We start from the raw sequence: 22,986 nt of genomic DNA on the forward strand, positions 1-22,986 counted from the left end.
GCTGAATCGGTCGAGCAGCCCCGCAGGGGGTCAGCAGGGGCGCTTGCGGATTTCCATCACGTAGTCGTGGGGGGCGCCCGCGGACTCGGCGGCGTCTGCGATCTCGCCGAGGTAGCGCGCCGAGGGCAGGCCGCCCTCGTAGCCGTTCAGGACGTACACCCAGGCCGCCTCCTCGCCGTCCAGCGTGTGCACGCGCACCCGCATCCGGCGGTAGATGTCGAGCCCGACACCCTCCCAGCGGTCCATCGAGTCCTCGTCCAGCGGCGCGATGTCGTACAGCGCGACGAAGACCTGGTGGCGCGGGGCTTCGACGATCGTGGCGAGAGCGCCCTCCCAGCCCATCTGCTCGCCGCCGAAGGTCAGCCGCCAGTCGTTGATCCAGCCCGTGCCGCGCAGCGGCGAATGCGGAGCGCGGCGCGTCATCAGCCGCGGGTCGAGGTTGCCGGCGTACGCGGCGTAGAGCGACATGTGGTCGAGAGTACGGGAGGGGTGCCGGTGCACGCGTGCCCGGATGGCGGGACCGGGCGCGAAGCACCTTGAAGCGTGCGGGACAATGGAGCACGGAATGCATCCCCCGGGGAGACCCCCCGGAACACCGGCCGGGGCGGCAGCCGGCCGGGTAGACGTGAGGCGGACTTTTCGTGACCCGGATCGTGATCATCGGCGGCGGACCCGGCGGGTATGAGGCAGCCCTGGTGGGGGCCCAGCTCGGCGCGGAGGTGACCGTCGTCGACTGCGACGGTCTGGGCGGGGCCTCGGTCCTGACCGACTGCGTACCTTCCAAGACTTTGATCGCGACCGCCGAGGTGATGACGACCTTCGACTCCTCGTACGAGGAGCTCGGCATCGTCGTCGCGGACGACACCCCGCACATCGAGCAGGCCGCGCGCGTCGTCGGCGTGGACCTCGGCAAGGTGAACCGGCGTGTCAAGCGCCTCGCGCTCGCCCAGTCGCACGACATCACCGCCTCCGTCACCCGGGCCGGCGCCCGCGTGGTGCGCGGCCGCGGCAAGCTCGGCGGGCCGCAGGGCATCGACGGCACCCGGGACGTCATCGTCACCGCCGCCGACGGCACCGAGACGATCCTGACGGCCGACGCCGTGCTGATCGCGACCGGCGGCCACCCCCGTGAGATCCCGGACGCGATGCCCGACGGCGAGCGGATCCTGAACTGGACCCAGGTCTACGACCTCGACGAGCTCCCCGAGGAGCTCATCGTGGTCGGCTCCGGTGTGACCGGCGCCGAGTTCGCCGGCGCGTACCAGGCCCTCGGCTCCCGGGTGACCCTCGTGTCCTCCCGCGACCGCGTGCTGCCCGGTGAGGACCCGGACGCCGCCGCCGTGCTGGAGGACGTGTTCCGGCGCCGCGGCATGAACGTCGTGGGGCGCTCGCGCGCCGAATCCGCCAAGCGGGTGGGCGACCGGGTCGAGGTCACCCTCTCCGACGGCCGCGTGCTGACCGGGACGCACTGCCTGATGGCGGTCGGCGCGATCCCCAACACCAAGAACATGAACCTGGAGGAGTCCGGCGTCCGGCTCAAGGACTCCGGGCACATCTGGACCGACAAGGTCTCGCGCACCTCCGCGCCCGGCGTGTACGCCGCCGGTGACGTCACGGGCGTCTTCGCGCTCGCGTCGGTCGCGGCGATGCAGGGCCGCATCGCGATGTACCACTTCCTCGGTGACGCGGTGGCCCCGCTGAACCTCAAGACGGTCTCCTCGAACGTCTTCACCGACCCCGAGATCGCCACCGTCGGCTACACCCAGGCGGACGTGGACGCCGGCAAGATCGACGCCCGCGTGGTGAAGCTCCCGCTGCTGCGCAACCCGCGCGCCAAGATGCAGGGCATCCGGGACGGCTTCGTGAAGCTGTTCTGCCGTCCGGGCACCGGCATCGTCGTCGGCGGTGTGGTCGTCTCCCCGCGCGCGAGCGAGCTGATCCACCCCATCTCGATCGCCGTCGACAACAACCTGACGGTCGAGCAGATCGCAAACGCGTTCACCGTGTACCCCTCGCTCTCCGGCTCGATCGCCGAGGTGGCCCGCCAGCTTCACACGCGAAAGGCCGCCGGGGAGGCCTGATCCCGGCTAACCGCCGCATGCCGTAAGGGGTTTGGGGCGGGGCGCTGATTCGTGGCGAGAAGTTCACGCAACTCTCGGGCTGCGTATACCACTAGTCGCCCCGCCTTATGGACAACTTCGGTATTCCGGCGTAAAGAGCTGAAAGCAGACGGTCGTTGGGGTTACTGTCAGTTTCGTGTTCGCTGCAGAACGTCGCCAATTGATCCTCGAAATGGTGCGGGCCAACGGAGCGGTTTCGCTCCGGGAGCTCGCCCGCGTCGTCCAGACCTCCGAAGTGACCGTACGGCGGGACGTGCGGGCACTGGAGGCAGAAGGACTCCTCGACCGCCGACACGGCGGTGCGGTCTTGCCGGGCGGTTTCACGCGGGAGTCCGGCTTTCCGCAAAAGTCCCATCTCGCGACGGCGGAGAAGACCGCCATTGCCGATGTCGCGGCCTCCCTCGTGGAAGAGGGCGAGGCCGTCGTCGTCGGCGCGGGCACCACGACGCAGGAGCTGGCCCGCCGGCTCGCCCGCGTGCCCGGACTGACCGTCGTCACCAACTCGCTGCTCGTCGCCCAGGCCCTGGCCCACGCGAACCGGGTGGAGGTGGTCATGACCGGCGGCACCCTGCGCGGGTCCAACTACGCCCTCGTGGGCAGCGGAGCCGAGCAGTCCCTCCAGGGGCTGCGGGTCTCCCGGGCCTTCCTGTCGGGCAGCGGTCTGACCGCCGAGCGCGGGCTGTCCACGTCCAACATGCTGTCCGCCAGCGTGGACCGGGCGCTGGTGCAGGCGGCGGCGGAGGTGGTGGTGCTGGCCGACCACACGAAGCTCGGTACCGACACCATGTTCCAGACCGTGCCCACCGATGTGATGACGCGGCTGGTGACGGACGAGCCGCCACCGCACGACGACCGGGCGGGTACGGAGCTGCAGGCGCTGGCGGACCAGGGCGTGCAGATCACCGTGGCCGGCGGGGCGGTGGCCTCCGGCGGTGTGGACGGGATGCAGGGGCGGCGGCCGCGCCGCGAGTCGCCGCTGCCGGTGCAGCGGCGGGGCGGGCCGACGGCGCAGCTGCGGAGTGCGGCCGGCGGGATGCTGGAGCCGCAGGCGGAGCGGGCCCGCGTGGCGGACATGCGCCGCCGCTAGCCCCGGCGGGCCGTGCACGGGGGGCGCTGCCCCCAGACCCCCGCGCCTCGAACGCCGGCGGGGCTGAGAGATCAGCCCCGCCGGCGTTTCAGGCGCGGGGGTCTGGGGGCAGCGCCCCCGGAACGGCGCCGCACATGCGAAACGGGGCCCCCGGGGCGGGAAGCCCCGGGAACCCCGTCGAAGGACGTCAGTCCTTGATCTCGCAGATCGTGGCGCCCGAGGTGACGGACGCGCCGACCTCGGCGGTGAGGCCGACCACGGTGCCGGAGCGGTGCGCGTTCAGCGGCTGCTCCATCTTCATGGCTTCGAGTACGACGACCAGGTCGCCCTCGTTGACCTGCTGGCCCTCCTCGACCGCGACCTTGACGATCGTGCCCTGCATCGGCGAGGCGAGGGTGTCGCCGGAGGCGGCCGGGCCGGACTTCTTGGCCGCGCGGCGCTTCGGCTTCGCGCCACCGGCGGCGGCCGTGCGGGCCAGGGTCATGCCCAGGGACGACGGGAGCGAGACCTCAAGGCGCTTGCCGCCGACCTCGACGACCACCGTCTCGCGGCCCGGCTCGTCCTCCGTGTCCTCCGCGGCCGGGGCCGTGAACGCCGGGATCTCGTTGACGAACTCGGTCTCGATCCACCGGGTGAAGACGGTGAAGGGGCTGCCGTCCGTGGGGGCGAACGCCGGGTCGGCGACGACCGCACGGTGGAAGGGGATGGCCGTGGCCATGCCCTCGACCTCGAACTCGGCGAGCGCGCGGGCGGCGCGCTGCAGGGCCTGCTCGCGGGTGGCACCGGTGACGATCAGCTTGGCCAGGAGCGAGTCCCAGGCCGGTCCGATCACGGAGCCGGACTCGACGCCCGCGTCGAGGCGGACGCCCGGGCCGGACGGCGCGGCGAACTTCGTCACCGTGCCGGGCGCCGGGAGGAAGCCGCGGCCCGGGTCCTCGCCGTTGATGCGGAACTCGATGGAGTGGCCGCGCAGGACCGGGTCGCCGTAGCCGAGCTCCTCGCCGTCGGCGATGCGGAACATCTCGCGGACCAGGTCGATGCCGGAGACCTCTTCGGTGACCGGGTGCTCGACCTGGAGGCGGGTGTTGACCTCCAGGAAGGAGATCAGACCGTCGGCGGAGACGAGGAACTCGACGGTGCCGGCGCCGACGTAGCCGGCTTCCTTCAGGATGGCCTTGGAGGCGGCGTACAGCTCCGCGTTCTGAGCCTCGGTCAGGAACGGCGCCGGGGCCTCCTCCACGAGCTTCTGGTGGCGGCGCTGGAGCGAGCAGTCACGGGTCGACACGACGACGACGTTGCCGTGCGAGTCGGCCAGGCACTGGGTCTCGACGTGGCGGGGCTTGTCGAGGTAGCGCTCGACGAAGCACTCGCCGCGGCCGAAGGCGGCGATGGCCTCGCGGACGGCGGAGTCGTAGAGCTCCGGCACCTCTTCGAGGGTGCGGGCGACCTTCAGACCGCGACCGCCACCACCGAAGGCCGCCTTGATGGCGATCGGCAGGCCGTGCTCCTTGGCGAAGGCGACGACCTCCTCGGACCCGGAGACCGGGTCCGGCGTACCGGCGACCAGCGGCGCCCCGGCGCGCTGGGCGATGTGACGGGCGGCCACCTTGTCGCCGAGGTCACGGATGGCCTGCGGCGGCGGACCGATCCAGGTCAGGCCGGCGTCGATCACGGCCTGGGCGAAGTCGGCGTTCTCGGAGAGGAAGCCGTATCCGGGATGGATGGCGTCCGCACCGGAGTCGGCTGCGGCCTGGAGGACCTTGGAGATGTCCAGGTAGCTGGCGGCCGGGGTGTCACCGCCCAACGCGAAAGCTTCGTCGGCCGCGCGGACGTGCAGAGCGTCCCGGTCCGGATCGGCGTAGACGGCTACGCTCCCGATCCCGGCGTCCCGGCAGGCCCGAGCAACGCGGACAGCGATTTCGCCACGGTTGGCGATGAGCACCTTGCGCACGATGGCTCCCTCCTTGAAACAAGCTGAGTTTAGGGACAGCCCACACGGCCTTTCGACCCTTCCCCGGTGGTGACCTTGCCCACACAGAGTGTGATGCGAGGGCCGATCCGCCGGGGAACCCTTGTGGCGCCCCAGGTCAGGGGGATCCCCGACTGCACAGTAACCCCGTCGTGTATCCAAGGTCTCTGTCCCCCCGGTCAGCGGCCCCGGGTGATTCTTTGTCGAGTCCCTACGAACGGCCCACGGTTTCTTTGCGGTCGTGAGAGGAGTTGTCCCCTTGTTTACTGATTGGTAGCCCGGTCGTCCCGCAGGGCGAACAGGGACAACACCGTACCCACAGCGATGCGGCCCGCACGGGCCCGGGCGGGCGGCAGCGCGCCGGGCGTGTCCTACGGATGGACGACATCGGGGCCCGCGACCGTGCGGCGGCGGTGATACCGGCGAGTTGACAACCCGGGCGGGCCGAACGGCGTCTTACGGACGGCGCGCGAACGGCGACGGCGCGACCACGACGCGACCACGACGAGACGACGGCGAGACGAGGGCGAGGCACATGGCGTTACAGGACTCCTTCCCGGAGCCCGTTCCCACCCGGTCCGACGCGGCAGGGGCCGGGTGCTGCTCACCGGCCGCCGAAGCGTGAGCGCCGGGACGAAGGCGCCCGCGGATCCGGCCGGGCGCCGGGTCCTGTCGGCGGCGCTGTTCGCGAGCGCCCCGGCGGAGGTGCTCGATTTCCTGCTGCCGCTGTGGGCCGGGTCGACGCTGGGCGCGGGGGCCTCCGTGGTCGGCGCGCTGATCGCCTTCGAGGCGGTGCTGTCGCTGATCGTGCGCCCGCTGGCCGGGGAACTGGCCGACCGCTTCGACCAGCGGCGGGTGGCCGCGGCCGGTGCGGGTCTGTACGCCCTGTCGTTCGCGGGGTACGCGCTCGCCGACTCGCTGGCGGTGGCCTTCGCCGCGGCGGGTCTGGGCGGCGCCGGCGGTGCCCTGTTCTGGGTCGCGCTGCGGGCCTGGACCGGGCAGCGGGCGCAGGACGGTGACGGCACCTCCGCGTACGGCAAGTTGCTGTCGGCGGAGGGTCAGGGCGCCTTCGTCGGCTACCTGGTGGCGTTCTCGCTGCTGGAACGCGGCGGCTATCCGCTGCTGTTCTGGCTGGGCAGCGCCGCCTGCGCGGTGGCCATGGCCTCACTGCTGCGCGGACCCCGCCAGGAGCGGGCGGGCGCCGCGACCGGGCGCCGGGAGCGGTGGGGCGCCGCGGAGCGCCGGCTGCTGCCGCTGATGGCGGTGTCCGCGGTGACGGCCGCCGCCGAGGCGGGGCTGTGGATGCTCCTGCTGCTGCGGCTGCAGGCGGACCTGGGGCTGTCCCCGAACGAGATCGCGCTGGTCTTCGCCCCCGGCTTCGTGGTGTTCGTCCTGCTGCCGGCGCACGCGCACCACCTCACCGACCGGCTGGGCCGTACGCCGGCCATGGTGACCTCGTTCGCGGCGAGTGCGCTGTTCGCCGCGGGGCTCGCGGTGCTCTCCACGCCGCCGGCCATCGCCGTCCTGTGGACCGTGGCCGCCGCCTGTTTCGCCGCGCAGATCCCGGTGGAGCAGGCGACCGTGGCCGCCGCCTCCGGGGGGCGGATCGGCCGGGCCATGGGCCTGTACGAGAGCGCCCGCCTGGCCGGTGTGGTGGCCGGTCCACTGGTGATGGGCCTGCTCTACGAGGAGGCCGGCTGGGCGGCCGCCTGCGGGGCTGCCGCGGCCACCTCGGTCGTGGGGGCGCTCGTGGTGCCGTACGCGGTCCGCACCCTGGGCCTGGCGCAGGACAGGAAGAAGGCCGGGCCGCGGACCGGCGGCGCGGGAGAGGACCGGGCGGACCGGGAGGACATCGACATCGACACGGGCGGGGACGCGGAGACGGGCATGGGCACGGACAGGGGCACGGACACGGACACGGACACGGACACGGACACGGACACGGACACGGACATGAGCGAGCGGGAAGCGGCGCGGCAGCCGTCGGCGGAGACCGACCCCGGGCCGAAGGCCCACGCACGCAAGGAGCGGCGGGAGTGGTACATCCACACGGCCGCGTTCGCGCTGGGGCAGCTGGTCCTGTGGGCCCTGGACTCCAGCTGGCTCGTGTGGCAGATCACGGACGGCGGCGTGCCCGGCGAGCAGCGCGGACCGCTGGTCTGGGTCGGCCGGATCTGGCTGACGATCTGGGTGATCGACACCATCTGGTCCTGGTCGTACACCGTCTGGCCGCGGGAGAAGAAGCCGAAGTCGTCGTCGTAGTCCCGCCGTACGGCCTGCCGCGGGGCGGGAGGCGTCCGCAAGCCGGGTGCGCGGATGTCTTGCCCGCCGGGCTACCCGTTAGTAGCCTCCAGGGCGTCGAACGGGCTTGTGACACGTGGGGGTGGGGGCATCGTGCTGCGAAGACTCGTGGCCGGACTGGCTGCGATCGTGCTCGTCGTGGAAGCGGCGGTGCTCGTGCTCGTCCACATCGTGCTGGGCCGGACCACGGCGAACCAGTCGATGTCGATCGCGGGCAGCGATCCGGACGTCATGTCCAAGGCGACTTACGCCATGGGGGCGGGCATGGGCGCCTTCCTCGTCCTGTGCGCCGTGCTCGCCGCCGTCACCGCGCTCCGCGACCGCTCCCCGGGCCGCTTCGGCCGCGTCGTGCTCATCGGCGGCGCCGTCATCCACGGGGTGCTCGGCATCCTCTGCGTCGTCCTGGTCACCTGGGCCGCCTTCGCGACGATGATGCTGATCCTGTGTCTCCTCGTACTGACCCTGACGTCCTACGCCGCCCGGACCGACGGGAACGGCGGCGGCGAGGGCGATGCGGGCGGGGACACCCCACCCCTGCCGCCTCCGCCGCCGTACGGGGAGCTCAAGCCCACAAGTCCGTGATGGACACGTCCAGTTCGCCCAGCAGGGAACGCAGCAGCGGCAGCGACAGTCCGATGACGTTGCCGTGATCCCCGTCGATGCCGTCGATGAACGGCGCCGACAGCCCGTCCAGGGTGAACGCCCCCGCCACGTGCAGGGGCTCCCCGCTCGCCACGTACGCCGCCACCTCCGCGTCCGTGGGCTCACCGAACCGGACCGTCGTCGACGCCGTGGCCGAGACCTGGCGGCCGTCCGCCGTGTCGATCACGCAGTGCCCGGTGCGCAGCACGCCCGACCGTCCGCGCATCGACTTCCAGCGCGCGGTGGCCTCCTCGGCGTCCGCCGGCTTGCCCAGCGCCTCGCCGTCCAGCTCCAGCACCGAGTCGCAGCCGATCACCAGCGCGCCCGCGGCCTCGTCCAGCCCCGCCACGACGGCGGCCTTCGCCTCGGCCAGGGCCAGCGCCAGGGCGGCCGGCTCGTCGTGGTTCAGGGTGTCCTCGTCGAACCCGCTGACGATCACGTGCGGGGCGAGCCCGGCCTGCCGCAGCAGGTTCAGCCGGGCGGGGGAGGCGGAGGCGAGGACGAGCTTGCGCCCGGTCGTCGAGGGGTCAGGTGTCGCAGTCATGGAGGCCATCGTAGGCGCGGCCCGCACCCCCCGGACAGCGTCTAGAAGTGGCCCACACCCAGGACGTACACCACCACGAGCATGGCGATGGCGAGCACCAGGGTCAGCCGCCGGATCATCGCCTGCGCGTCGCGCATGTCCTTGGGCGGCTCGTTCTTCGGGTCGGACCAGAGCATGCCTCGATCCTGGCCCGGGAACGGGTGTGGCGCCTGAGTACGGGTACTCAGGCGCCACCGTCCGTTCACACCACGTCGGGCTACGCGGGCCAGTACGTACGGCCCCAGGCCCGCGGTCCCGGATGCGGAACCCGGCGCCGGGCCACCCGGGCCGGCGCCGACCACTCGTCCGCGACCGGCGGAGCGCCCGACGGAGCCATGGCCAGCACCGCCGCGCGCGCTTGGACCACCGCCAGTGCGGCGGCCAGCTCCTCCGGGGTCGGGTTGCCCTTGACGACCTTGATCACCACAGAGTCCTCCTGGAGGGGCTAGAGCGGGATGTTGCCGTGCTTCTTCGGGGGCAGGGACTCCCGCTTGGTACGCAGCTGCCGCAGCCCCTTCACCACGTGCGCCCGGGTCTCGGACGGCATGGTCACCGCGTCGATGTACCCGCGCTCGGCCGCCGTGTACGGGTTGAGCAGCGCGTCCTCGTACTCGGCGATGAGCCGTGCCCGGGTCTCCTCCACATTGTCCGCCTCCGCGATGGTCCGGCGGTGCAGGATGTTCACGGCACCCTGCGCGCCCATGACGGCGATCTGCGCGGTCGGCCAGGCCAGGTTCAGGTCCGCGCCGAGGTGCTTGGAGCCCATGACGTCGTACGCACCGCCGAAGGCCTTGCGGGTGATGACGGTGATCAGCGGAACGGTGGCCTCGGCGTACGCGTAGATCAGCTTCGCGCCGCGCCGGATGATTCCGTTGTACTCCTGGTCGGTGCCCGGAAGGAAGCCCGGGACGTCCACGAAGGTCAGCACCGGGATGTTGAAGGCGTCGCAGGTCCGGACGAACCGCGCCGCCTTCTCGGAGGCGTCGATGTCCAGGCAGCCGGCGAACTGCATCGGCTGGTTGGCGACGACACCCACCGGGTGGCCCTCGACGCGGCCGAAGCCGGTCAGGATGTTCGGCGCGAAGAGCGCCTGCGTCTCCAGGAACTCCGCGTCGTCGAGCACGTGCTCGATCACGGTGTGCATGTCGTACGGCTGGTTGGCGCTGTCCGGGATCAGTACGTCGAGCTCGCGGTCGGCGTCGGAGACCTCGGTGTCCGCCTCCTCCGGGAAGGCGGGCGGCTCGGAGAGGTTGTTCGACGGCAGGTACGCGAGCAGTGACTTCACGTACTCGATGGCGTCCTTCTCGTCGCCCGCCATGTGGTGCGCGACGCCGGACGTGCTGTTGTGCGTGCGCGCCCCGCCCAGCTCCTCGAAGCCGACGTCCTCGCCGGTGACCGTCTTGATGACGTCCGGGCCGGTGATGAACATGTGCGAGGTCTGGTCGACCATGACCGTGAAGTCGGTGATGGCCGGGGAGTACACGGCGCCGCCCGCACAGGGCCCGACGACCAGGCTGATCTGCGGGATCACGCCGGACGCGTGGACGTTGCGGCGGAAGATCTCCCCGTACATGCCCAGCGCGCTGACGCCCTCCTGGATCCGGGCGCCGCCGGAGTCGTTGATGCCGACGAGCGGGCATCCGGTCTTCAGCGCGAAGTCCATGACCTTCATGATCTTCTGGCCGTAGGTCTCGCCGAGAGCCCCGCCGAAGACGGTGAAGTCCTGCGAGAACACGGCCACCGGGCGGCCGTCCACCGTGCCGTAGCCGGTGACGACGCCGTCGCCGTAGGGCCGGGTCTTCTCCAGCCCGAAGCTGGTGGAACGGTGCCGGGCGAACTCGTCGAGCTCGACGAAGGATCCCTCGTCCAGCAGCAGGGCAACCCGCTCACGCGCCGTCAGCTTGCCCTTGGCGTGCTGCTTCTCCACGGCACGCGCGGACCCGGCGTGGGTGGCTTCGTCGATGCGGCGCTGCAGATCCGCGATCTTGCCCGCGGTGGTGTGCATGTCGATCGGCTCTGACGGATGTGACATCGGGGTCGCGGCTCCCTGCGTGGTGTCAACTGCCTGGTCAATTGATTGACTACTGCTGGCTACTGGTGCGTAGCGTATCGGCGGGCATGGCGCTCGGCAGTGCGGCGTTTGACACACCTGATGTGGCTTGCCTGGCCTCGCTGCCTTCCTTAAGGGGAAGGGATCCCACCCTCGCGGGTGAGGTTTCCTGCCCGTCGCGGTCGTGGGCCGTACCGCAGTCCGTGCACGTCCGGTGGCGGACGCGAAGCGTGGGCAGCGCGACCGCTCCTCCCGGAACGCGGCGACCGCGCTCTGGAGGTGTCGCAGCGCCTGCTGGAGGGGCACGCAGGACACCTCGGCCGGATAGGCCAGTTCACCGGTCCGCTTCCAGGCGGTGAGCAGGGCGGAGGTCTGCGCGTGGCCCACTCGCTCCCGACGGGTCCAGGCCACGGCTCGGGCGGAGAGCGCCGGGTCGTGGACCTTCCGCACGCACCCGAAGGTTCGGGACAGTTCCGCGGCCTGCGCGTCGTCGGGGTAGAAGCGGAACTTGAATGCCCTCTTTACCGCAGAATTCCCCACAGGGCGGGAAGCTAGGGTCAGGCAAGATCCGAACGCAATCCCGGGTCAGAGGATCACACACGGCGACGTAAGGAATCCGATCATGCCATCAGATGCCTCAGCAGGTGCCTCCGCCGGTCGCTGGTCGAGCCTGGACCGGCCGCCCCTCAATGCCGCCGCCCTCCAGAGAGCCCTCGTCACCGGGGACGGGCTGTGGACCTCCGTGGAGGTCGTCGCCAGTACCGGGTCCACCAATACCGACCTCGCCACCCGGGCGGCGGAGCTGCCCGAGGGGGCCGTGCTCGTAGCCGAGGAGCAGAGTGCCGGGCGCGGGCGCCTCGACCGGAGCTGGGTCGCGCCCGCGCGGTCGGGGCTGTTCTTCTCCGTCCTGCTCAAGCCGGGCGACGCGGTGCCGCAGGAGCGGTGGGGGTGGCTGACCCTGCTGGCCGGCGTGGCCACCGCGACCGGGCTCTCCCGGGCGGCCGGCGTGGACACCGCCCTCAAGTGGCCCAACGACCTGCTGGTCAGCGTGGACGGCGAGGAGCGCAAGACCGGCGGGATCCTCGCCGAGCGGGTCGAGGACGGCGTGGTCCTCGGGATCGGGCTCAACGTCAGCCTGACCGAGGACGAGCTGCCGGTACCGGCCGCGGGGTCGCTGGCGCTGGCCAAGGCCTCCGTGACCGACCGTGACCCGCTGCTGCGGGCCGTCCTGCGGTCCCTGGAGGAGTGGTACGGGAACTGGCGCGCGGCCGGCGGCGACCCCGCGGCCAGCGGCCTCCAGGAGACCTACGCGGCGGGCTGCGCGACCCTCGGCCGGCACGTCCGCGCGGAACTGCCCGGCGGGCGCACCCTCACCGGAACGGCCGAAGCGGTGGACACCGATGGCCGCCTGGTGATCCGTACGGCCGAGGACCGGCACGAGACGGTGGGTGCGGGCGACGTCATCCACCTGCGTTCCGTGCACTGACAGGGGCGCGGGTGCCGGGTGCGGCGCCGCACCCGGGGCCGCGGCCCCGGAGCCCGCACCCGGTCGCGGGCGGGCCGGAAGCGGGGAGGGGGAGTGAGCTACGGCACACCTGCCGTATGGTTTAGGCGATCCCGGTGCTCGTGGTGATCAACCGGTTCGCAGGGCAGTGCGCACGGAATGGACAGGAGGCGGCCCTTGACCGTCGACGACCCTACGTCCAGCGCGTCCGCCGGTGGCGGCTCCGCGTCCGGCCCGGGCACCCCGATCGGCCGTGACCAGCACACTCCGCACCACGAGGTCGATCACACGGCCCAGCCGACGGCGGATCCGCTCGCCATCCGGCTGGAGCAGCTGATCCTCGGTGCCGAGCGCCGGTACACGCCCTTCCAGGCCGCCCGGAGCGCGGGCGTGTCCATGGAGCTGGCCTCGCGCTTCTGGCGGGCCATGGGCTTCGCCGACATCGGGCAGGCCCGGGCGCTCACCGAGGCCGACGTGCTGGCCCTGCGCCGGCTGGCCGGTCTGGTGGAGGCCGGGCTGCTGTCCGAGCCGATGGCCGTGCAGGTGGCGCGGTCCACCGGGCAGACCACGGCCCGGCTGGCGGAGTGGCAGATCGACTCGTTCCTGGAGGGGCTGACGGAGCCGCCGGAGCCGGGCATGACCCGTACGGAGGTCACGTACCCCCTGGTGGAGCTGCTGCTGCCCGAGCTGGAGGAGTTCCTCGTCTACGTGTGGCGGCGCCAGCTGGCGGCCGCGACCGGGCGCGTGGTGCAGGTGGCCGACGACGACGAGATGGTCGACCGGCGGCTCGCGGTGGGCTTCGCCGACCTGGTGGGCTTCACGCGCCTGACGCGGCGGCTGGAGGAGGAGGAGCTCGGCGAGCTGGTCGAGTCCTTCGAGACGACCGCGGCGGACCTGGTGGCCGCGCACGGCGGCCGGCTGATCAAGACCCTCGGTGACGAGGTGCTGTACTGCGCCGACGACGCGGCGACGGCGGCGGAGATCGCGCTGCGGCTGATCGAGACGATGGAGCTCGACGCGCAGATGCCCGAGCTGCGGGTCGGGATCGCCTTCGGCACGGTGACCACCCGGATGGGCGATGTCTTCGGGACCACGGTGAACCTGGCCAGCCGGCTCACGTCGATAGCCCCCAAGGACGCGGTCCTGGTGGACGGGGCGATGGCCGAGGAACTTTCCCGGACCGGGGCCGCTCCGGTGTCGGAGAAGGAGGCCGAGACGGCCCCCGACGAGGGTGCGTCCTACCGGTTCGCGCTGCAGCCGATGTGGCAGCGGCCGGTGCGCGGGCTCGGCGTCGTGGAGCCCTGGTCGCTGACGCGGCGCAAGCCCAAGAACCCCGCCTGACGCGACTGCGGGCCCCGAGCGGGCGGGCGGCCCCGTACCTCCTGCCGACGGGCCGGGGCGCAGCCGTGCCCCGCAGCGGCGCAGCCTTGACCCGATGGCCTCCCCGCGCACTAGAGTGCGGCGATAACGCTCGTTAACCGGGAGGGTCGCAGGCATGTCTGAGCAGCGCTTCGGAGAGTTCGTCGCGGTACGTCGGGAGGGCGACGGGCACGTCGCGGAGCTGGCGATGGACCGCCCCAAGGCGATGAACGCGGTGTCGACGGAGATGGCCCGGTCGATCGGCGCCGCCTGTGCGGCGCTCGCGGCGGACCCGTCGGTGCGGGTGGTGGTGCTGTCCTCCACCGCGGAGCGGGCCTTCTGCGTCGGCGCGGACCTCAAGGAGCGGAACTCCCTCTCGGACACCGAGCTGGTCCGGCAGCGGCCGACCACGCGGGGCGCGTACGGGGGCGTGCTGGCGCTGCCGATGCCCACGATCGCGGCGGTGCACGGGTTCGCGCTGGGCGGCGGCTTCGAGCTGGCCCTGGCCTGCGACGTGATCGTCGCCGACGAGGCGGCGGTGGTGGGCCTGCCCGAGGTGTCGGTGGGCGTGATCCCCGGCGGCGGAGGCACGCAGCTGCTGCCGCGCCGGGTGGGTGCGGCGCGGGCCGCCGAGCTGATCTTCACGGCGCGCCGGGTGGAGGCGGCCGAGGCGCTGTCCCTGGGGCTGGTGGACTCGGTGGTCCCGGCCGGCCAGGACACGGCGGAGGCGCTGGCGCTGGCGTCCCGGATGGCGGCGAACTCCCCGGTGGGTCTGCGGGCGGCCAAGCGGGCGCTGCGGCTGGGGCACGGGATGGACCTGGAGGCCGGTCTGGAGATCGAGGACGCGGCCTGGCGGACGGTGGCCTTCTCGGGCGACCGGGTGGAGGGCGTCGCGGCGTTCAACGAGAAGCGCAAGCCGAACTGGCCGGGGGAGTAGCCGCCCGAGCCCCGGTGCCGCCGATCACCCTTGGTGATCTTGGCGGCACCGAAAGTCGCGCCAATTGTCTCCAAATCTAACAAAAGTCCCTAGCCTGGGGTGATGGGAGTTGACGGGCGGCTACGAGCCGTGGTGGGACTCGCTCAGGCGATGGCCGCGGCCTGCGCGCCGCGGGACAGTGTGCGGGCGGCCGCGCGGGGGGCGCGCGTGGCGCTCGACGGCTCGTTCGCCGCGATCTCCGCGTGGGAGCGGGAGCGGGGGCGCCTGCGGGTGCTCGTGAACGAGGGCGAGCGGCGGGCGGGCGAGGAGGAGTTCCCCGAGGACGAGTCCTACCCCGTGCACGACTTCCCCGAGATCACCGAGTTCCTGCACGAGCTCTGGGTGGGCGGCGGCGGTCCGCACGCCTGGGTCGAGAGCGCCGTGGGTGACCGGCCCGGGCGGCGCGGGGAGGCCCTGCGCCGCCGCGGCCGCGGGACCTGTGTGGTCGCGCCCATCGTGCTCAGCGGCCGCGCCTGGGGCGAGCTGTACGTCGCGCGGGACGAGGGGCTGCCCGACTTCGACGAGGACGACGCCGATTTCGCCACCGTGCTCGCCGCCGTGGTCGCGGCCGGTCTCGCGCAGAACGAGCGGCTGGAGGAGGCCCGGCGGCTCGCCTTCACCGACCCGCTGACCGGGCTCGCGAACCGGCGGGCGGTCGACATGCGGCTCGACGAGGCCCTGGAGGAGCACCGGCGGACCGGGGTGGTCGTCAGCCTCGTCGTCTGCGACCTGAACGGGCTGAAGAAGGTCAACGACACCCTCGGCCACGCCATGGGCGACCGGCTCCTGGAGCGGTTCGGATCGGTCCTGAGCCTGTGCGGGGCCATGCTGCCCGGATCGCTGGTGGCCCGGCTCGGCGGCGACGAGTTCTGCCTGGTCGGGGTCGGCCCGACGGCGGACGAGATCGTGCGCGTCACCGAGGAGGTGTGCACCCGGGCGGCCGAGCTGGAGCTCGGTGAGGGGGTGGCCTGCGGCGTGGCCTCCACCGGGGACCCGATCGGGCTGGTGAAGTCCTCCCGGAGGCTGTTCCGGCTGGCGGACGCCGCCCAGTACAAGGCGAAGGCCGCGCGCTCGCCGAAGCCCGTCGTGGCGGGCCGGGACACCGCGGTGGTCCGGCTCGCGGACGCCGCCGCCGAAGAGGCTCCCGGGGAGCGCCGCCGCTTCCGCGGCCGTCAGTGACCGGCCGCTCGCGCTACCGGTCCGTAAGGGGTCCAACCGCGTCGCGATCGTGACGAAACCAGCTAGTGACATGAAGCGATTCAATCCGTAGGGTGCTGAATATGGATATGCACACTGTCGTGGTGGGGACGTCCGGGACCACCGCCGAGGACGTCATCGCCGTAGCCCGCGGCAACGCACGCGTCGAGCTCTCCGCGGAGGCGCAGGGCGCACTCGCCCGGGCCCGTGAGATCGTCGACGCCCTCGCCGCCAAGCCCGAGCCCGTCTACGGCGTGTCCACCGGGTTCGGTGCGCTCGCCTCCCGGCACATCAGCCCCGAGCTGCGTGCCCAGCTCCAGCGCAACATCGTCCGCTCGCACGCCGCCGGCATGGGCCCGCGCGTCGAGCGGGAGGTCGTCCGCGCGCTGATGTTCCTCCGCCTCAAGACCGTCGCCTCCGGTCACACCGGCGTACGCCCCTCCGTCGCGCAGACCATGGCCGACGTGCTCAACGCCGGGATCACCCCCGTCGTCCACGAGTACGGCTCCCTGGGCTGCTCCGGCGACCTCGCGCCGCTGTCCCACTGCGCGCTCGCCCTCATGGGCGAGGGCGACGCCGAGGGCCCGGACGGCACCGTCCGCCCCGCCGGTGAACTGCTCGCCGAAGCCGGCATCGAGCCCGTCGTGCTTCGCGAGAAGGAGGGCCTCGCCCTCCTCAACGGCACCGACGGCATGCTCGGCATGCTGGTCATGGCCCTCGCCGACCTCGGCAAGCTCTACACCTCCGCCGACATCACCGCCGCCCTCACCCTGGAGGCGCTGCTCGGCACCGAGAAGGTGCTCCAGCCCGAGCTGCACGCCATCCGTCCGCACCCGGGCCAGGGTGCCTCCGCCGCGAACATGGCCGCCGTCCTGAAGGGCTCCGGGCTGGTCCGCCACTACCAGGAGGAGACCGCCCCGCGCGTGCAGGACGCCTACTCCGTGCGCTGCGCCCCGCAGGTCGCCGGCGCCGGCCGCGACACCATGGCGCACGCCGCCCTGGTGGCCTCCCGCGAGCTGGCCGCCGCCGTCGACAACCCGGTGGTGCTGCCCGACGGGCGCGTGGAGTCCAACGGCAACTTCCACGGGGCCCCGGTCGCCTACGTGCTGGACTTCCTCGCCATCGCGGCCGCCGACCTCGGTTCCATCGCCGAGCGCCGCACCGACCGGCTGCTCGACAAGAACCGCTCTCACGGCCTGCCGCCGTTCCTCGCGGACGACGCCGGCGTGGACTCCGGTCTGATGATCGCCCAGTACACGCAGGCCGCCCTGGTCAGCGAGATGAAGCGGCTCGCGGTGCCGGCCTCGGCCGACTCGATCCCCTCCTCCGCCATGCAGGAGGACCACGTCTCGATGGGCTGGTCGGCCGCGCGCAAGCTCCGTACGGCCGTCGACAACCTGACGCGGATCATCGCGATCGAGCTCTACGCGGCCACCCGCGCCATCGAGCTGCGCCACGGCTTGACCCCGGCCCCGGCCAGCCAGGCCGCGATCGCGGCCGCCCGCGCGGCGGGTGTGCAGGGTCCCGGGCCGGATCGTTTCCTCGCGCCCGACCTGGCCGCCGCCGACGAGTTCATCCGTACCGGCGGCCTCCTGGCCGCGGTGGAGCCGGTGACGGGTCCGCTCGCCTGACGGCAGGCCGCGTACGCGGCGAAGGGCCGCCCCGGGATCAGCTCCCGGGGCGGCCCTTCGCGTGTCTGCGGCGCGTGTCTACAGCGCGTGCGAGCGGCGGACCGAGAAGGCCACGAAACCGGCCCCGACGCCGAGGAAGAGGGTGCCGCCCAGGAGGTAGGGGGTGGTGTCCACGGATCCGGTGTCGGCGAGCAGGGGCAGCGGGCGCGAGGCCGGACCGGAGGCCGTCCCCGTGACCGTCCCGGGGGAGTCGGAGCCGGCGGAGCCGGTCGCGTCGGTGGTCGTCCCGGCGGCGTTCGCGCCCGCGGGCACGCCGGAACGGGTCTCCTCGGCACCGGCTGAGGTGGCGCCCGCCGAGGGTACGAACCACAGGGCGGCGAGGAGGGTGGTCGCTCCGAGAGCGGTGAGCAGCGGTCGGCGTGCGGACACGGTGCGATCCCCCTTGTGGCAGCAGCGAATTGGCCGTGTGCGGTGATGCTACGGAAAGGGGCGGGTCGTGGGAAAGTCGGGGCTTCCGCGGGCTTACTCTCCGTCGTATGAACGCTTCTGAGACATCACGTTACGTACGACTTCGGGTGGATTTGGTGCTGGAAGTGCCGGACGTCCAGGCACTCACCGGAGCCGCGCTCGCGCACATCAAGGCCGACGAGTTCATGCCGGACGAGGAGCGCGGCCACGCCGAGTCCGCCGTCCGCGAGGACGAGTCGGAGGCCCTCGCCTACCTCGTCGACCCCACTGACCTGGTCGCGGACATCCCCGGCGTGGAGCTCGCCCAGGCTTCCTGGAGCAGCGAGCCCGTCGAATACGACCCCGAGTCCATGGAGTGGGACCTGGACGAGGAAGATGGGGACTTCGACGAGGAACCCGACAACGCCTGACCGTGTGGTGGACCACATCCGAACGGAATGTGGAACCGGCCGGTGCCGTTAACGCGTTGTCAGGACCAGGCAGGGGGTCTGCCCCCTGCCCGGCCAACCCCGGGGACGGCCAGCCTCCGGGGTATCCGGCAACGATGGAGTGGCGTGTGAGGACGGACAGTATGCGGCGGAGAAGGTCCCTGGTGGCCATATCCGCCGTGCTCGGTGGGGTACTGATGCTCACGGCATGCGGCGGCGGAGACGACGCGAAGCCGAAGGGCTCCGAGGCCGGCAAGGCCCAGGCGGACGCCGACGCGGCGGCCGCCAAGGACACCTCCAAGGCCAAAATAACCATCACGCCGAAGGACGGGGCCACGAACGTCGGCCTCAACGACGCGGCCAACGTGGCCGTCGCCGACGGCACCCTCACCCTGGTCGAGCTGAAGACCAGCGAGGGCGCGGCCGTGGCCGGCAAGATCGCCGCCGACGGCAAGAGCTGGAAGCCCGACGCCGCGCTGAAGCGCTCCACGAAGTACGCCCTGGCGGCGACCGCCAAGGACGCCGACGGCAAGGAAGCGCACGAGAACGCCTCCTTCACCACCGTCTCCCCGGAGAACAGCTTCGTCGGCTCGTTCATACCGGACGAGGGCCAGACGGTCGGCGTGGGCATGCCGGTCTCGATCACCTTCAACAAGCCGATCCAGGACAAGAAGGCCGTCCAGGCGGCCATCTCGGTCAGCTCCAGCAGCGGCCAGGAAGTCGTCGGCCACTGGTTCGGCACGCAGCGCCTGGACTTCCGCCCGGAGAACTACTGGCAGGCGAACTCCACCGTCACGATGAAGCTGGCGCTGGAGGGCGTCCAGGGCGCTCCCGGCGTCCAGGGCGTCCAGAACAAGACCGTCACCTTCAAGATCGGCCGCAGCCAGGTCTCCGAGGTCGACGTGCAGAGCAAGAAGATGACGGTCACCCGGGACGGCGCGGTCATCAAGACCATCCCGATCTCGGCGGGCTCCCCGGAGAACCCGACCTACAACGGTCAGATGGTGATCTCCGAGAAGTTCAAGGAGACCCGGATGGACGGCTCCACCGTCGGCTTCAAGGACAGTGAGGGCAAGGGCGAGTACGACATCAAGGACGTCCCGCACGCCATGCGGCTGTCCCAGTCCGGCACCTTCATCCACGGCAACTACTGGGGAGCCGACTCGGTCTTCGGCAGTGCGAACACCAGCCACGGCTGTGTCGGCCTGAACGACGCCAAGGGCGCGGGCGACCCGAACCAGCCCGCCGCGTGGTTCTTCGACAACTCGCTCATCGGCGACGTGGTCACCGTGAAGAACTCCCCGGACAAGACCATCAAGCCCGACAACGGCCTCAACGGCTGGAACATGGGCTGGGCGGAGTGGAAGGCCGGCTCGGCCGCCTGACCTCCCGACCACACACCGCGAACGGCGGGGATCCCTCACGGGGTCCCCGCCGTTCGGCGTGAATTCGGCCGGGTCCGCCCGTACGTGATCACCTAGGGTCCCCGGTATGACCATTCGCGCGCTGCCGCTGCCCCCGACCGACGCCGAGACAGACGCCTGGACCGCGGTCCTCACCGCCGCCCAGGCCGTCGACCTGCCGCAGGCGCCGCCGCCCGCCCGTACGGAAGTGGCCGGACGGCTGCGCGTGACACCCGCACGCGGCCGCGCCGCACTCTGGGCGGCGGACGGGGGAGCGGGGGTGGCCGCGGGGGTGGCCGCGCTGCTGCTGTTCACGGACGAGGCCAACGCGCACACCGCCTACCTCGACGTGCTCGCCGTACGCCCGGACGCCCGGCGCCGCGGCCTGGGCCGCGCCCTGTGGGAGCGGGTCCGGGCCGAGCTGCTCGCGCAGGGCCGGTCCTCCGTCATGACGCTCGTGGACCTGGGCGGGCCGGGCGAGCGGTTCGCGCGGTCGCTCGGCTTCCAGAACGTCCTGCCCATGGCCTGGTACGAGCAGGACGTGACGCGGCAGCCGCAGGCAGCAGCGGGGGCCACCTCCCCGGCGACCGCCGAGATCGCCCCGGGATACGCGCTGCGCGCCTGGCACGGCCTGGTGCCGGACGACTGGGCCGGGCCGCTGGCCACGGCCCACGGGGCGATGGAGGACGCGCCCACGGGCGACATCGACGAGAAGACCGAGACCTGGACGCCGGACAAGCTCCATGCCGCGCACCGGCTGATCCTGGACCGCGGCGGCGAGATCACCACCGTCGCCGCGGTCACCGCCACGGGCGAGGTGGCCGCGTACACCGAACTGGTCCTGCCCGACCCGGCCGGCCCGCGCGCTCTCCAGTACGACACCGTGGTCGCCCCCGCCCACCGGGGCAACGGCCTGGGCCGCGCGGTCAAGCTGCACATGCTGGAGCAGGCCCGCCGCCGGTACCCCGCCCTGCGCCGGATCGCCACCACGGTGGCGGACGAGAACACCCCGATGCGCGCGGTGAACGAGAGCCTGGGCTACCGCCTCGACCGCCCCGCCGCGTACTACCAGCTCAGCCTGTAGCCATCGGGTTCCGTGCCCCGGCCCCCTCCGACGGGGCCGACCACGACGCCAGCAGACGCAGGGCGTCCGCCGACGGGGAGCCGGGGGCGGCGTGGAAGGTGACCAGCGACTGCGCCGGGTCGTCCGGGAGCTTCAGCGTCTCGAAGGACAGCCGCAGCTCACCCACGATCGGGTGCCGCAGCAACTTCTCCCCGTGCGTCTTGTCCGCCACCGTGTGCGCCGCCCACAGCCGCCGGAACTCCTCGTTCTTCACCGACAGCTCCCCGACCAGTGCCGACAGCTGCTCGTCGTCCGGGTGCTGGCCCGCGTACATCCGCAGGTTGCTCACCACTTCGCACGCCCGGCACTCCCACTCCCCGTACAGCTCCGCCGTGGCCGCGTCCAGGAACACCAGCCGCACCAGGTTCCGCTCGGCGGCCGGCAGTGCCCCGAAGTCCCCGAAGACCGCGGCCGCCAGCCGGTTCCAGCCGATGACGTCCTGCCGGTGCCCCACCAGGTACGCCGGTACGCCGTCCATCGCGTCCATCAGCGTGCGCAGTTCCGGCCGCACCTGCTGCGGGCGCCGGCTGTGGCGGCGCCGGTGCGCCTTCGGCCGCGCCAGGTCCATCAGGTGCGCCCGCTCGCTCCCGTCGAGACGCAGGGCCCGCGCGAGCGCGTCGAGGACCTCCACCGACACGTTGTGCCCGTCGCGCTGCTCCAGCCGCGTGTAGTACGCGACCGACACCCCTGCCAGCTGCGCCAGTTCCTCGCGGCGCAGCCCGGGCACGCGCCGGTGGCGCCCGTGGTCGGGCAGGCCCACGTCCTCGGGGCGCAGCCGCGCACGGCGGGAGCGGAGGAACTCGCCGAGGCAGGCTCGCTGATCAAGCTGGTCCATCGGGTCAGTATCCCCGGGCGGCGCGCCCGGGCGCAGGCGTGAGCCTGACCCCGCCAGGAGTAGGTTCACCGGGCGTAGGCAGGACAGGGGGATGGCTGCCCACCGGACGAACCGGCAGCGTGGGGGCCACCGCAGAGGCACGACCCCGTTTGAGGAGCACCCCCATGTCCGCCACCCAGGCCGCCCAGGCCACCCAGGCCACCCAGGCCACCCACGGCACGCCGGTCGCCGCGTACGCCGCTCCCGCCGCCAAGGCCCCGCTGGAGCGCACCACCATCACGCGCCGCCCCGTCGGCGCGCACGACGTCCTCATCGACATCAAGTACTCCGGCATCTGCCACTCCGACATCCACCAGGTGCGCGACGGCTGGGGCGAGGGCATCTACCCGATGGTCCCCGGCCACGAGATCGCCGGTGTCGTCTCCGAAGTCGGCCCGGCCGTCACCCGGTTCTCCGTCGGGGACCGGGTGGGCGTCGGCTGCTTCGTCGACTCCTGCCGCCGTTGCGAGTACTGCCTGCGCGGCCAGGAGCAGTACTGCACCGAGGGCATGACCGGCACCTACAACGCCCTCGACCGCAGCGGCGAGCCCACCTACGGCGGCTACTCCACCCACCTCGTCGTCGACGAGAAGTACACCGTCCGCATCCCCGACGGCCTCGGCCTCGACGTCGCCGCCCCGCTGCTGTGCGCCGGCATCACCCTCTACTCCCCGCTCAGGCACTGGCAGGCGGGCCCCGGCAAGAAGGTCGCCGTCGTCGGCCTCGGCGGCCTCGGCCACATCGGAGTGAAGATCGCGCACGCGCTCGGCGCGGAGGTCACCGTGCTGTCGCAGACCCTGCGCAAGAAGGAGGACGGCCTGAAGCTGGGCGCCTCCCACTTCTACGCCACCAGCGACGAGGCGACCTTCGAGGAACTGGCCGGCCGCTTCGACCTGATCCTGTCCACCGTCTCCGCGCCGCTCGGCCTGGACGCCTACCTGGGCCTGCTGAAGGTCGACGGCGCGCTGGTGAACGTCGGCGCCCCGGAGGAGCCCGTCGCGCTCGACCTCTTCTCCGTCATCGGCGGCCGCAAGACCCTCGCCGGATCGATGATCGGCGGGATCGCCGAGACCCAGGAGATGCTGGACTTCTGCGCCGAGCACGGACTGGGCTCGGAGATCGAGCTGATCACCGCCGGGCAGATCAACGAGGCGTACGAGCGGGTGCTGGCGAGCGACGTGCGCTACCGCTTCGTGATCGACGCGTCGACGATCTGACCCCGGGAGCGGGAGCGGGAGCGGGACCGGGACCGGCGGCCGGCGGCGCTGTCA

At 72.3% G+C, this 22,986-nt stretch carries 21 protein-coding genes and 1 pseudogene; 13 read left to right on the forward strand and 9 right to left on the reverse strand.

The features are described from left to right. Window positions 1-30: 30 nt before the first annotated feature. Window positions 31-468 carry a gamma-glutamylcyclotransferase gene (locus ACFY0D_RS18330; RefSeq protein WP_030012228.1) on the reverse strand — a complete coding sequence of 146 codons (438 nt, stop codon included), beginning with the start codon at window positions 466-468 and terminating at the stop codon, window positions 31-33. Between the two features lie 173 nt (window positions 469-641). Between ACFY0D_RS18330 and ACFY0D_RS18335 the strand changes: the two genes are divergently transcribed. After that, window positions 642-2,081, forward strand: a complete 1,440-nt coding sequence (locus tag ACFY0D_RS18335) for an NAD(P)H-quinone dehydrogenase (protein WP_390799236.1) — start codon at window positions 642-644, stop codon at window positions 2,079-2,081. A 175-nt stretch (window positions 2,082-2,256) separates the two neighbouring features. After that, window positions 2,257-3,207, forward strand: a complete 951-nt coding sequence (locus tag ACFY0D_RS18340) for a DeoR/GlpR family DNA-binding transcription regulator (protein WP_189733088.1) — start codon at window positions 2,257-2,259, stop codon at window positions 3,205-3,207. Between the two features lie 187 nt (window positions 3,208-3,394). Here the strand turns inward: ACFY0D_RS18340 and ACFY0D_RS18345 are convergent, their stop codons facing one another. Next, on the reverse strand, window positions 3,395-5,158 hold the full coding sequence (locus ACFY0D_RS18345; protein WP_390799237.1) for an acetyl/propionyl/methylcrotonyl-CoA carboxylase subunit alpha: 1,764 nt from the start codon (window positions 5,156-5,158) through the stop codon (window positions 3,395-3,397). 639 nt (window positions 5,159-5,797) lie between these two features. Here ACFY0D_RS18345 and ACFY0D_RS18350 point away from each other — a divergent pair. Continuing rightward, window positions 5,798-7,438, forward strand: coding sequence for an MFS transporter (locus tag ACFY0D_RS18350; RefSeq protein ID WP_390799238.1), 1,641 nt, complete (start codon window positions 5,798-5,800; stop codon window positions 7,436-7,438). A gap of 132 nt (window positions 7,439-7,570) precedes the next feature. Further along, window positions 7,571-8,059 (forward strand): hypothetical protein, encoded by a 489-nt coding sequence (locus ACFY0D_RS18355; RefSeq protein WP_382542438.1) that lies wholly within the window; start codon window positions 7,571-7,573, stop codon window positions 8,057-8,059. On the opposite strand, the gene ACFY0D_RS18360 is transcribed toward ACFY0D_RS18355, so the two are convergent. The 5 genes and pseudogenes from ACFY0D_RS18360 to ACFY0D_RS18380 form a co-directional block, all read right to left on the reverse strand. Further along, complete coding sequence (locus ACFY0D_RS18360) at window positions 8,040-8,663, reverse strand: Maf family protein (RefSeq protein WP_390799239.1); 624 nt, start codon at window positions 8,661-8,663, stop codon at window positions 8,040-8,042. The two genes, ACFY0D_RS18355 and ACFY0D_RS18360, sit on opposite strands and share 20 nt — an antisense overlap. A gap of 41 nt (window positions 8,664-8,704) precedes the next feature. Next, complete coding sequence (gene mmpB, locus ACFY0D_RS18365; RefSeq protein WP_266817120.1) at window positions 8,705-8,839, reverse strand: morphogenic membrane protein MmpB; 135 nt, start codon at window positions 8,837-8,839, stop codon at window positions 8,705-8,707. 80 nt (window positions 8,840-8,919) lie between these two features. Beyond that, entirely contained in the window at window positions 8,920-9,126 is a 207-nt protein-coding gene (locus ACFY0D_RS18370; protein ID WP_301374521.1) for an acyl-CoA carboxylase epsilon subunit, read from the reverse strand. 21 nt (window positions 9,127-9,147) lie between these two features. Next, window positions 9,148-10,734, reverse strand: a complete 1,587-nt coding sequence (locus tag ACFY0D_RS18375) for an acyl-CoA carboxylase subunit beta (RefSeq protein WP_390799349.1) — start codon at window positions 10,732-10,734, stop codon at window positions 9,148-9,150. A 420-nt stretch (window positions 10,735-11,154) separates the two neighbouring features. Further along, window positions 11,155-11,292: pseudogene (locus ACFY0D_RS18380) on the reverse strand (helix-turn-helix domain-containing protein); the annotation flags it as partial. An 82-nt stretch (window positions 11,293-11,374) separates the two neighbouring features. On the opposite strand from ACFY0D_RS18380, the gene ACFY0D_RS18385 reads away from it, so the two are divergent. The 5 genes from ACFY0D_RS18385 to hutH all read left to right on the forward strand — a co-directional run bounded on the left by ACFY0D_RS18385 (window position 11,375) and on the right by hutH (window position 17,419). Beyond that, window positions 11,375-12,238: a biotin--[acetyl-CoA-carboxylase] ligase gene (locus ACFY0D_RS18385; RefSeq protein WP_390799240.1), complete on the forward strand. Its 864-nt coding sequence runs from the start codon at window positions 11,375-11,377 to the stop codon at window positions 12,236-12,238. A gap of 195 nt (window positions 12,239-12,433) precedes the next feature. Then, window positions 12,434-13,597, forward strand: coding sequence for an adenylate/guanylate cyclase domain-containing protein (locus tag ACFY0D_RS18390; RefSeq protein ID WP_301367019.1), 1,164 nt, complete (start codon window positions 12,434-12,436; stop codon window positions 13,595-13,597). A gap of 154 nt (window positions 13,598-13,751) precedes the next feature. Beyond that, complete coding sequence (locus ACFY0D_RS18395; protein ID WP_390799241.1) at window positions 13,752-14,552, forward strand: enoyl-CoA hydratase/isomerase family protein; 801 nt, start codon at window positions 13,752-13,754, stop codon at window positions 14,550-14,552. A 102-nt stretch (window positions 14,553-14,654) separates the two neighbouring features. After that, entirely contained in the window at window positions 14,655-15,770 is a 1,116-nt protein-coding gene (locus ACFY0D_RS18400) for a GGDEF domain-containing protein (protein ID WP_301367017.1), read from the forward strand. Window positions 15,771-15,877: 107 nt separating this feature from the next. Next, window positions 15,878-17,419, forward strand: coding sequence for a histidine ammonia-lyase (gene hutH, locus ACFY0D_RS18405; RefSeq protein ID WP_390799350.1), 1,542 nt, complete (start codon window positions 15,878-15,880; stop codon window positions 17,417-17,419). Window positions 17,420-17,497: 78 nt separating this feature from the next. On the opposite strand, the gene ACFY0D_RS18410 is transcribed toward hutH, so the two are convergent. Further along, window positions 17,498-17,848, reverse strand: coding sequence for a hypothetical protein (locus tag ACFY0D_RS18410; RefSeq protein WP_390799242.1), 351 nt, complete (start codon window positions 17,846-17,848; stop codon window positions 17,498-17,500). A 107-nt stretch (window positions 17,849-17,955) separates the two neighbouring features. Between ACFY0D_RS18410 and ACFY0D_RS18415 the strand changes: the two genes are divergently transcribed. From ACFY0D_RS18415 to ACFY0D_RS18425, 3 genes are all read left to right on the forward strand, one after another. Next, the gene (locus tag ACFY0D_RS18415) at window positions 17,956-18,297 is read left to right on the forward strand and encodes a hypothetical protein (RefSeq protein WP_301367015.1); all 342 of its coding nucleotides are present in this window, start codon (window positions 17,956-17,958) and stop codon (window positions 18,295-18,297) included. A gap of 134 nt (window positions 18,298-18,431) precedes the next feature. Next, on the forward strand, window positions 18,432-19,700 hold the full coding sequence (locus ACFY0D_RS18420; RefSeq protein ID WP_390799243.1) for an Ig-like domain-containing protein: 1,269 nt from the start codon (window positions 18,432-18,434) through the stop codon (window positions 19,698-19,700). A 106-nt stretch (window positions 19,701-19,806) separates the two neighbouring features. Next, on the forward strand, window positions 19,807-20,802 hold the full coding sequence (locus tag ACFY0D_RS18425; RefSeq protein WP_390799244.1) for a GNAT family N-acetyltransferase: 996 nt from the start codon (window positions 19,807-19,809) through the stop codon (window positions 20,800-20,802). Here ACFY0D_RS18425 and ACFY0D_RS18430 read toward each other — a convergent pair. Next, window positions 20,792-21,676 carry a helix-turn-helix transcriptional regulator gene (locus ACFY0D_RS18430; protein ID WP_390799245.1) on the reverse strand — a complete coding sequence of 295 codons (885 nt, stop codon included), beginning with the start codon at window positions 21,674-21,676 and terminating at the stop codon, window positions 20,792-20,794. The genes ACFY0D_RS18425 and ACFY0D_RS18430 overlap by 11 nt on opposite strands. A gap of 164 nt (window positions 21,677-21,840) precedes the next feature. Here ACFY0D_RS18430 and ACFY0D_RS18435 point away from each other — a divergent pair, with 164 nt between their 5' ends. After that, window positions 21,841-22,932, forward strand: a complete 1,092-nt coding sequence (locus ACFY0D_RS18435) for an NAD(P)-dependent alcohol dehydrogenase (protein ID WP_390799246.1) — start codon at window positions 21,841-21,843, stop codon at window positions 22,930-22,932. The last annotated feature ends 54 nt before the right edge of the window (window positions 22,933-22,986 follow it).

The sequence above is a fragment of the Streptomyces sp. NPDC001502 genome (genome assembly GCF_042894785.1).
Classification (GTDB): Bacteria; Actinomycetota; Actinomycetes; order Streptomycetales; family Streptomycetaceae; genus Streptomyces; species Streptomyces kutzneri.

Excerpts from the sequence above, each read along its gene's own strand:
- ACFY0D_RS18395 (WP_390799241.1), top strand. The coding sequence starts at position 13,752 with ATGTCTGAGCAGCGCTTCGGAGAGTTCGTCGCGGTACGTCGGGAGGGC.
- ACFY0D_RS18330 (WP_030012228.1), bottom strand. The coding sequence starts at position 468 with ATGTCGCTCTACGCCGCGTACGCCGGCAACCTCGACCCGCGGCTGATG.
- mmpB (WP_266817120.1), bottom strand. The coding sequence starts at position 8,839 with ATGCTCTGGTCCGACCCGAAGAACGAGCCGCCCAAGGACATGCGCGAC.
- ACFY0D_RS18415 (WP_301367015.1), top strand. The coding sequence starts at position 17,956 with ATGAACGCTTCTGAGACATCACGTTACGTACGACTTCGGGTGGATTTG.
- ACFY0D_RS18385 (WP_390799240.1), top strand. The coding sequence starts at position 11,375 with ATGCCATCAGATGCCTCAGCAGGTGCCTCCGCCGGTCGCTGGTCGAGC.
- ACFY0D_RS18360 (WP_390799239.1), bottom strand. The coding sequence starts at position 8,663 with ATGACTGCGACACCTGACCCCTCGACGACCGGGCGCAAGCTCGTCCTC.
- ACFY0D_RS18430 (WP_390799245.1), bottom strand. The coding sequence starts at position 21,676 with ATGGACCAGCTTGATCAGCGAGCCTGCCTCGGCGAGTTCCTCCGCTCC.
- ACFY0D_RS18425 (WP_390799244.1), top strand. The coding sequence starts at position 19,807 with ATGACCATTCGCGCGCTGCCGCTGCCCCCGACCGACGCCGAGACAGAC.
- ACFY0D_RS18375 (WP_390799349.1), bottom strand. The coding sequence starts at position 10,734 with ATGTCACATCCGTCAGAGCCGATCGACATGCACACCACCGCGGGCAAG.
- hutH (WP_390799350.1), top strand. The coding sequence starts at position 15,878 with ATGCACACTGTCGTGGTGGGGACGTCCGGGACCACCGCCGAGGACGTC.
- ACFY0D_RS18400 (WP_301367017.1), top strand. The coding sequence starts at position 14,655 with ATGGGAGTTGACGGGCGGCTACGAGCCGTGGTGGGACTCGCTCAGGCG.
- ACFY0D_RS18435 (WP_390799246.1), top strand. The coding sequence starts at position 21,841 with ATGTCCGCCACCCAGGCCGCCCAGGCCACCCAGGCCACCCAGGCCACC.
- ACFY0D_RS18420 (WP_390799243.1), top strand. The coding sequence starts at position 18,432 with ATGGAGTGGCGTGTGAGGACGGACAGTATGCGGCGGAGAAGGTCCCTG.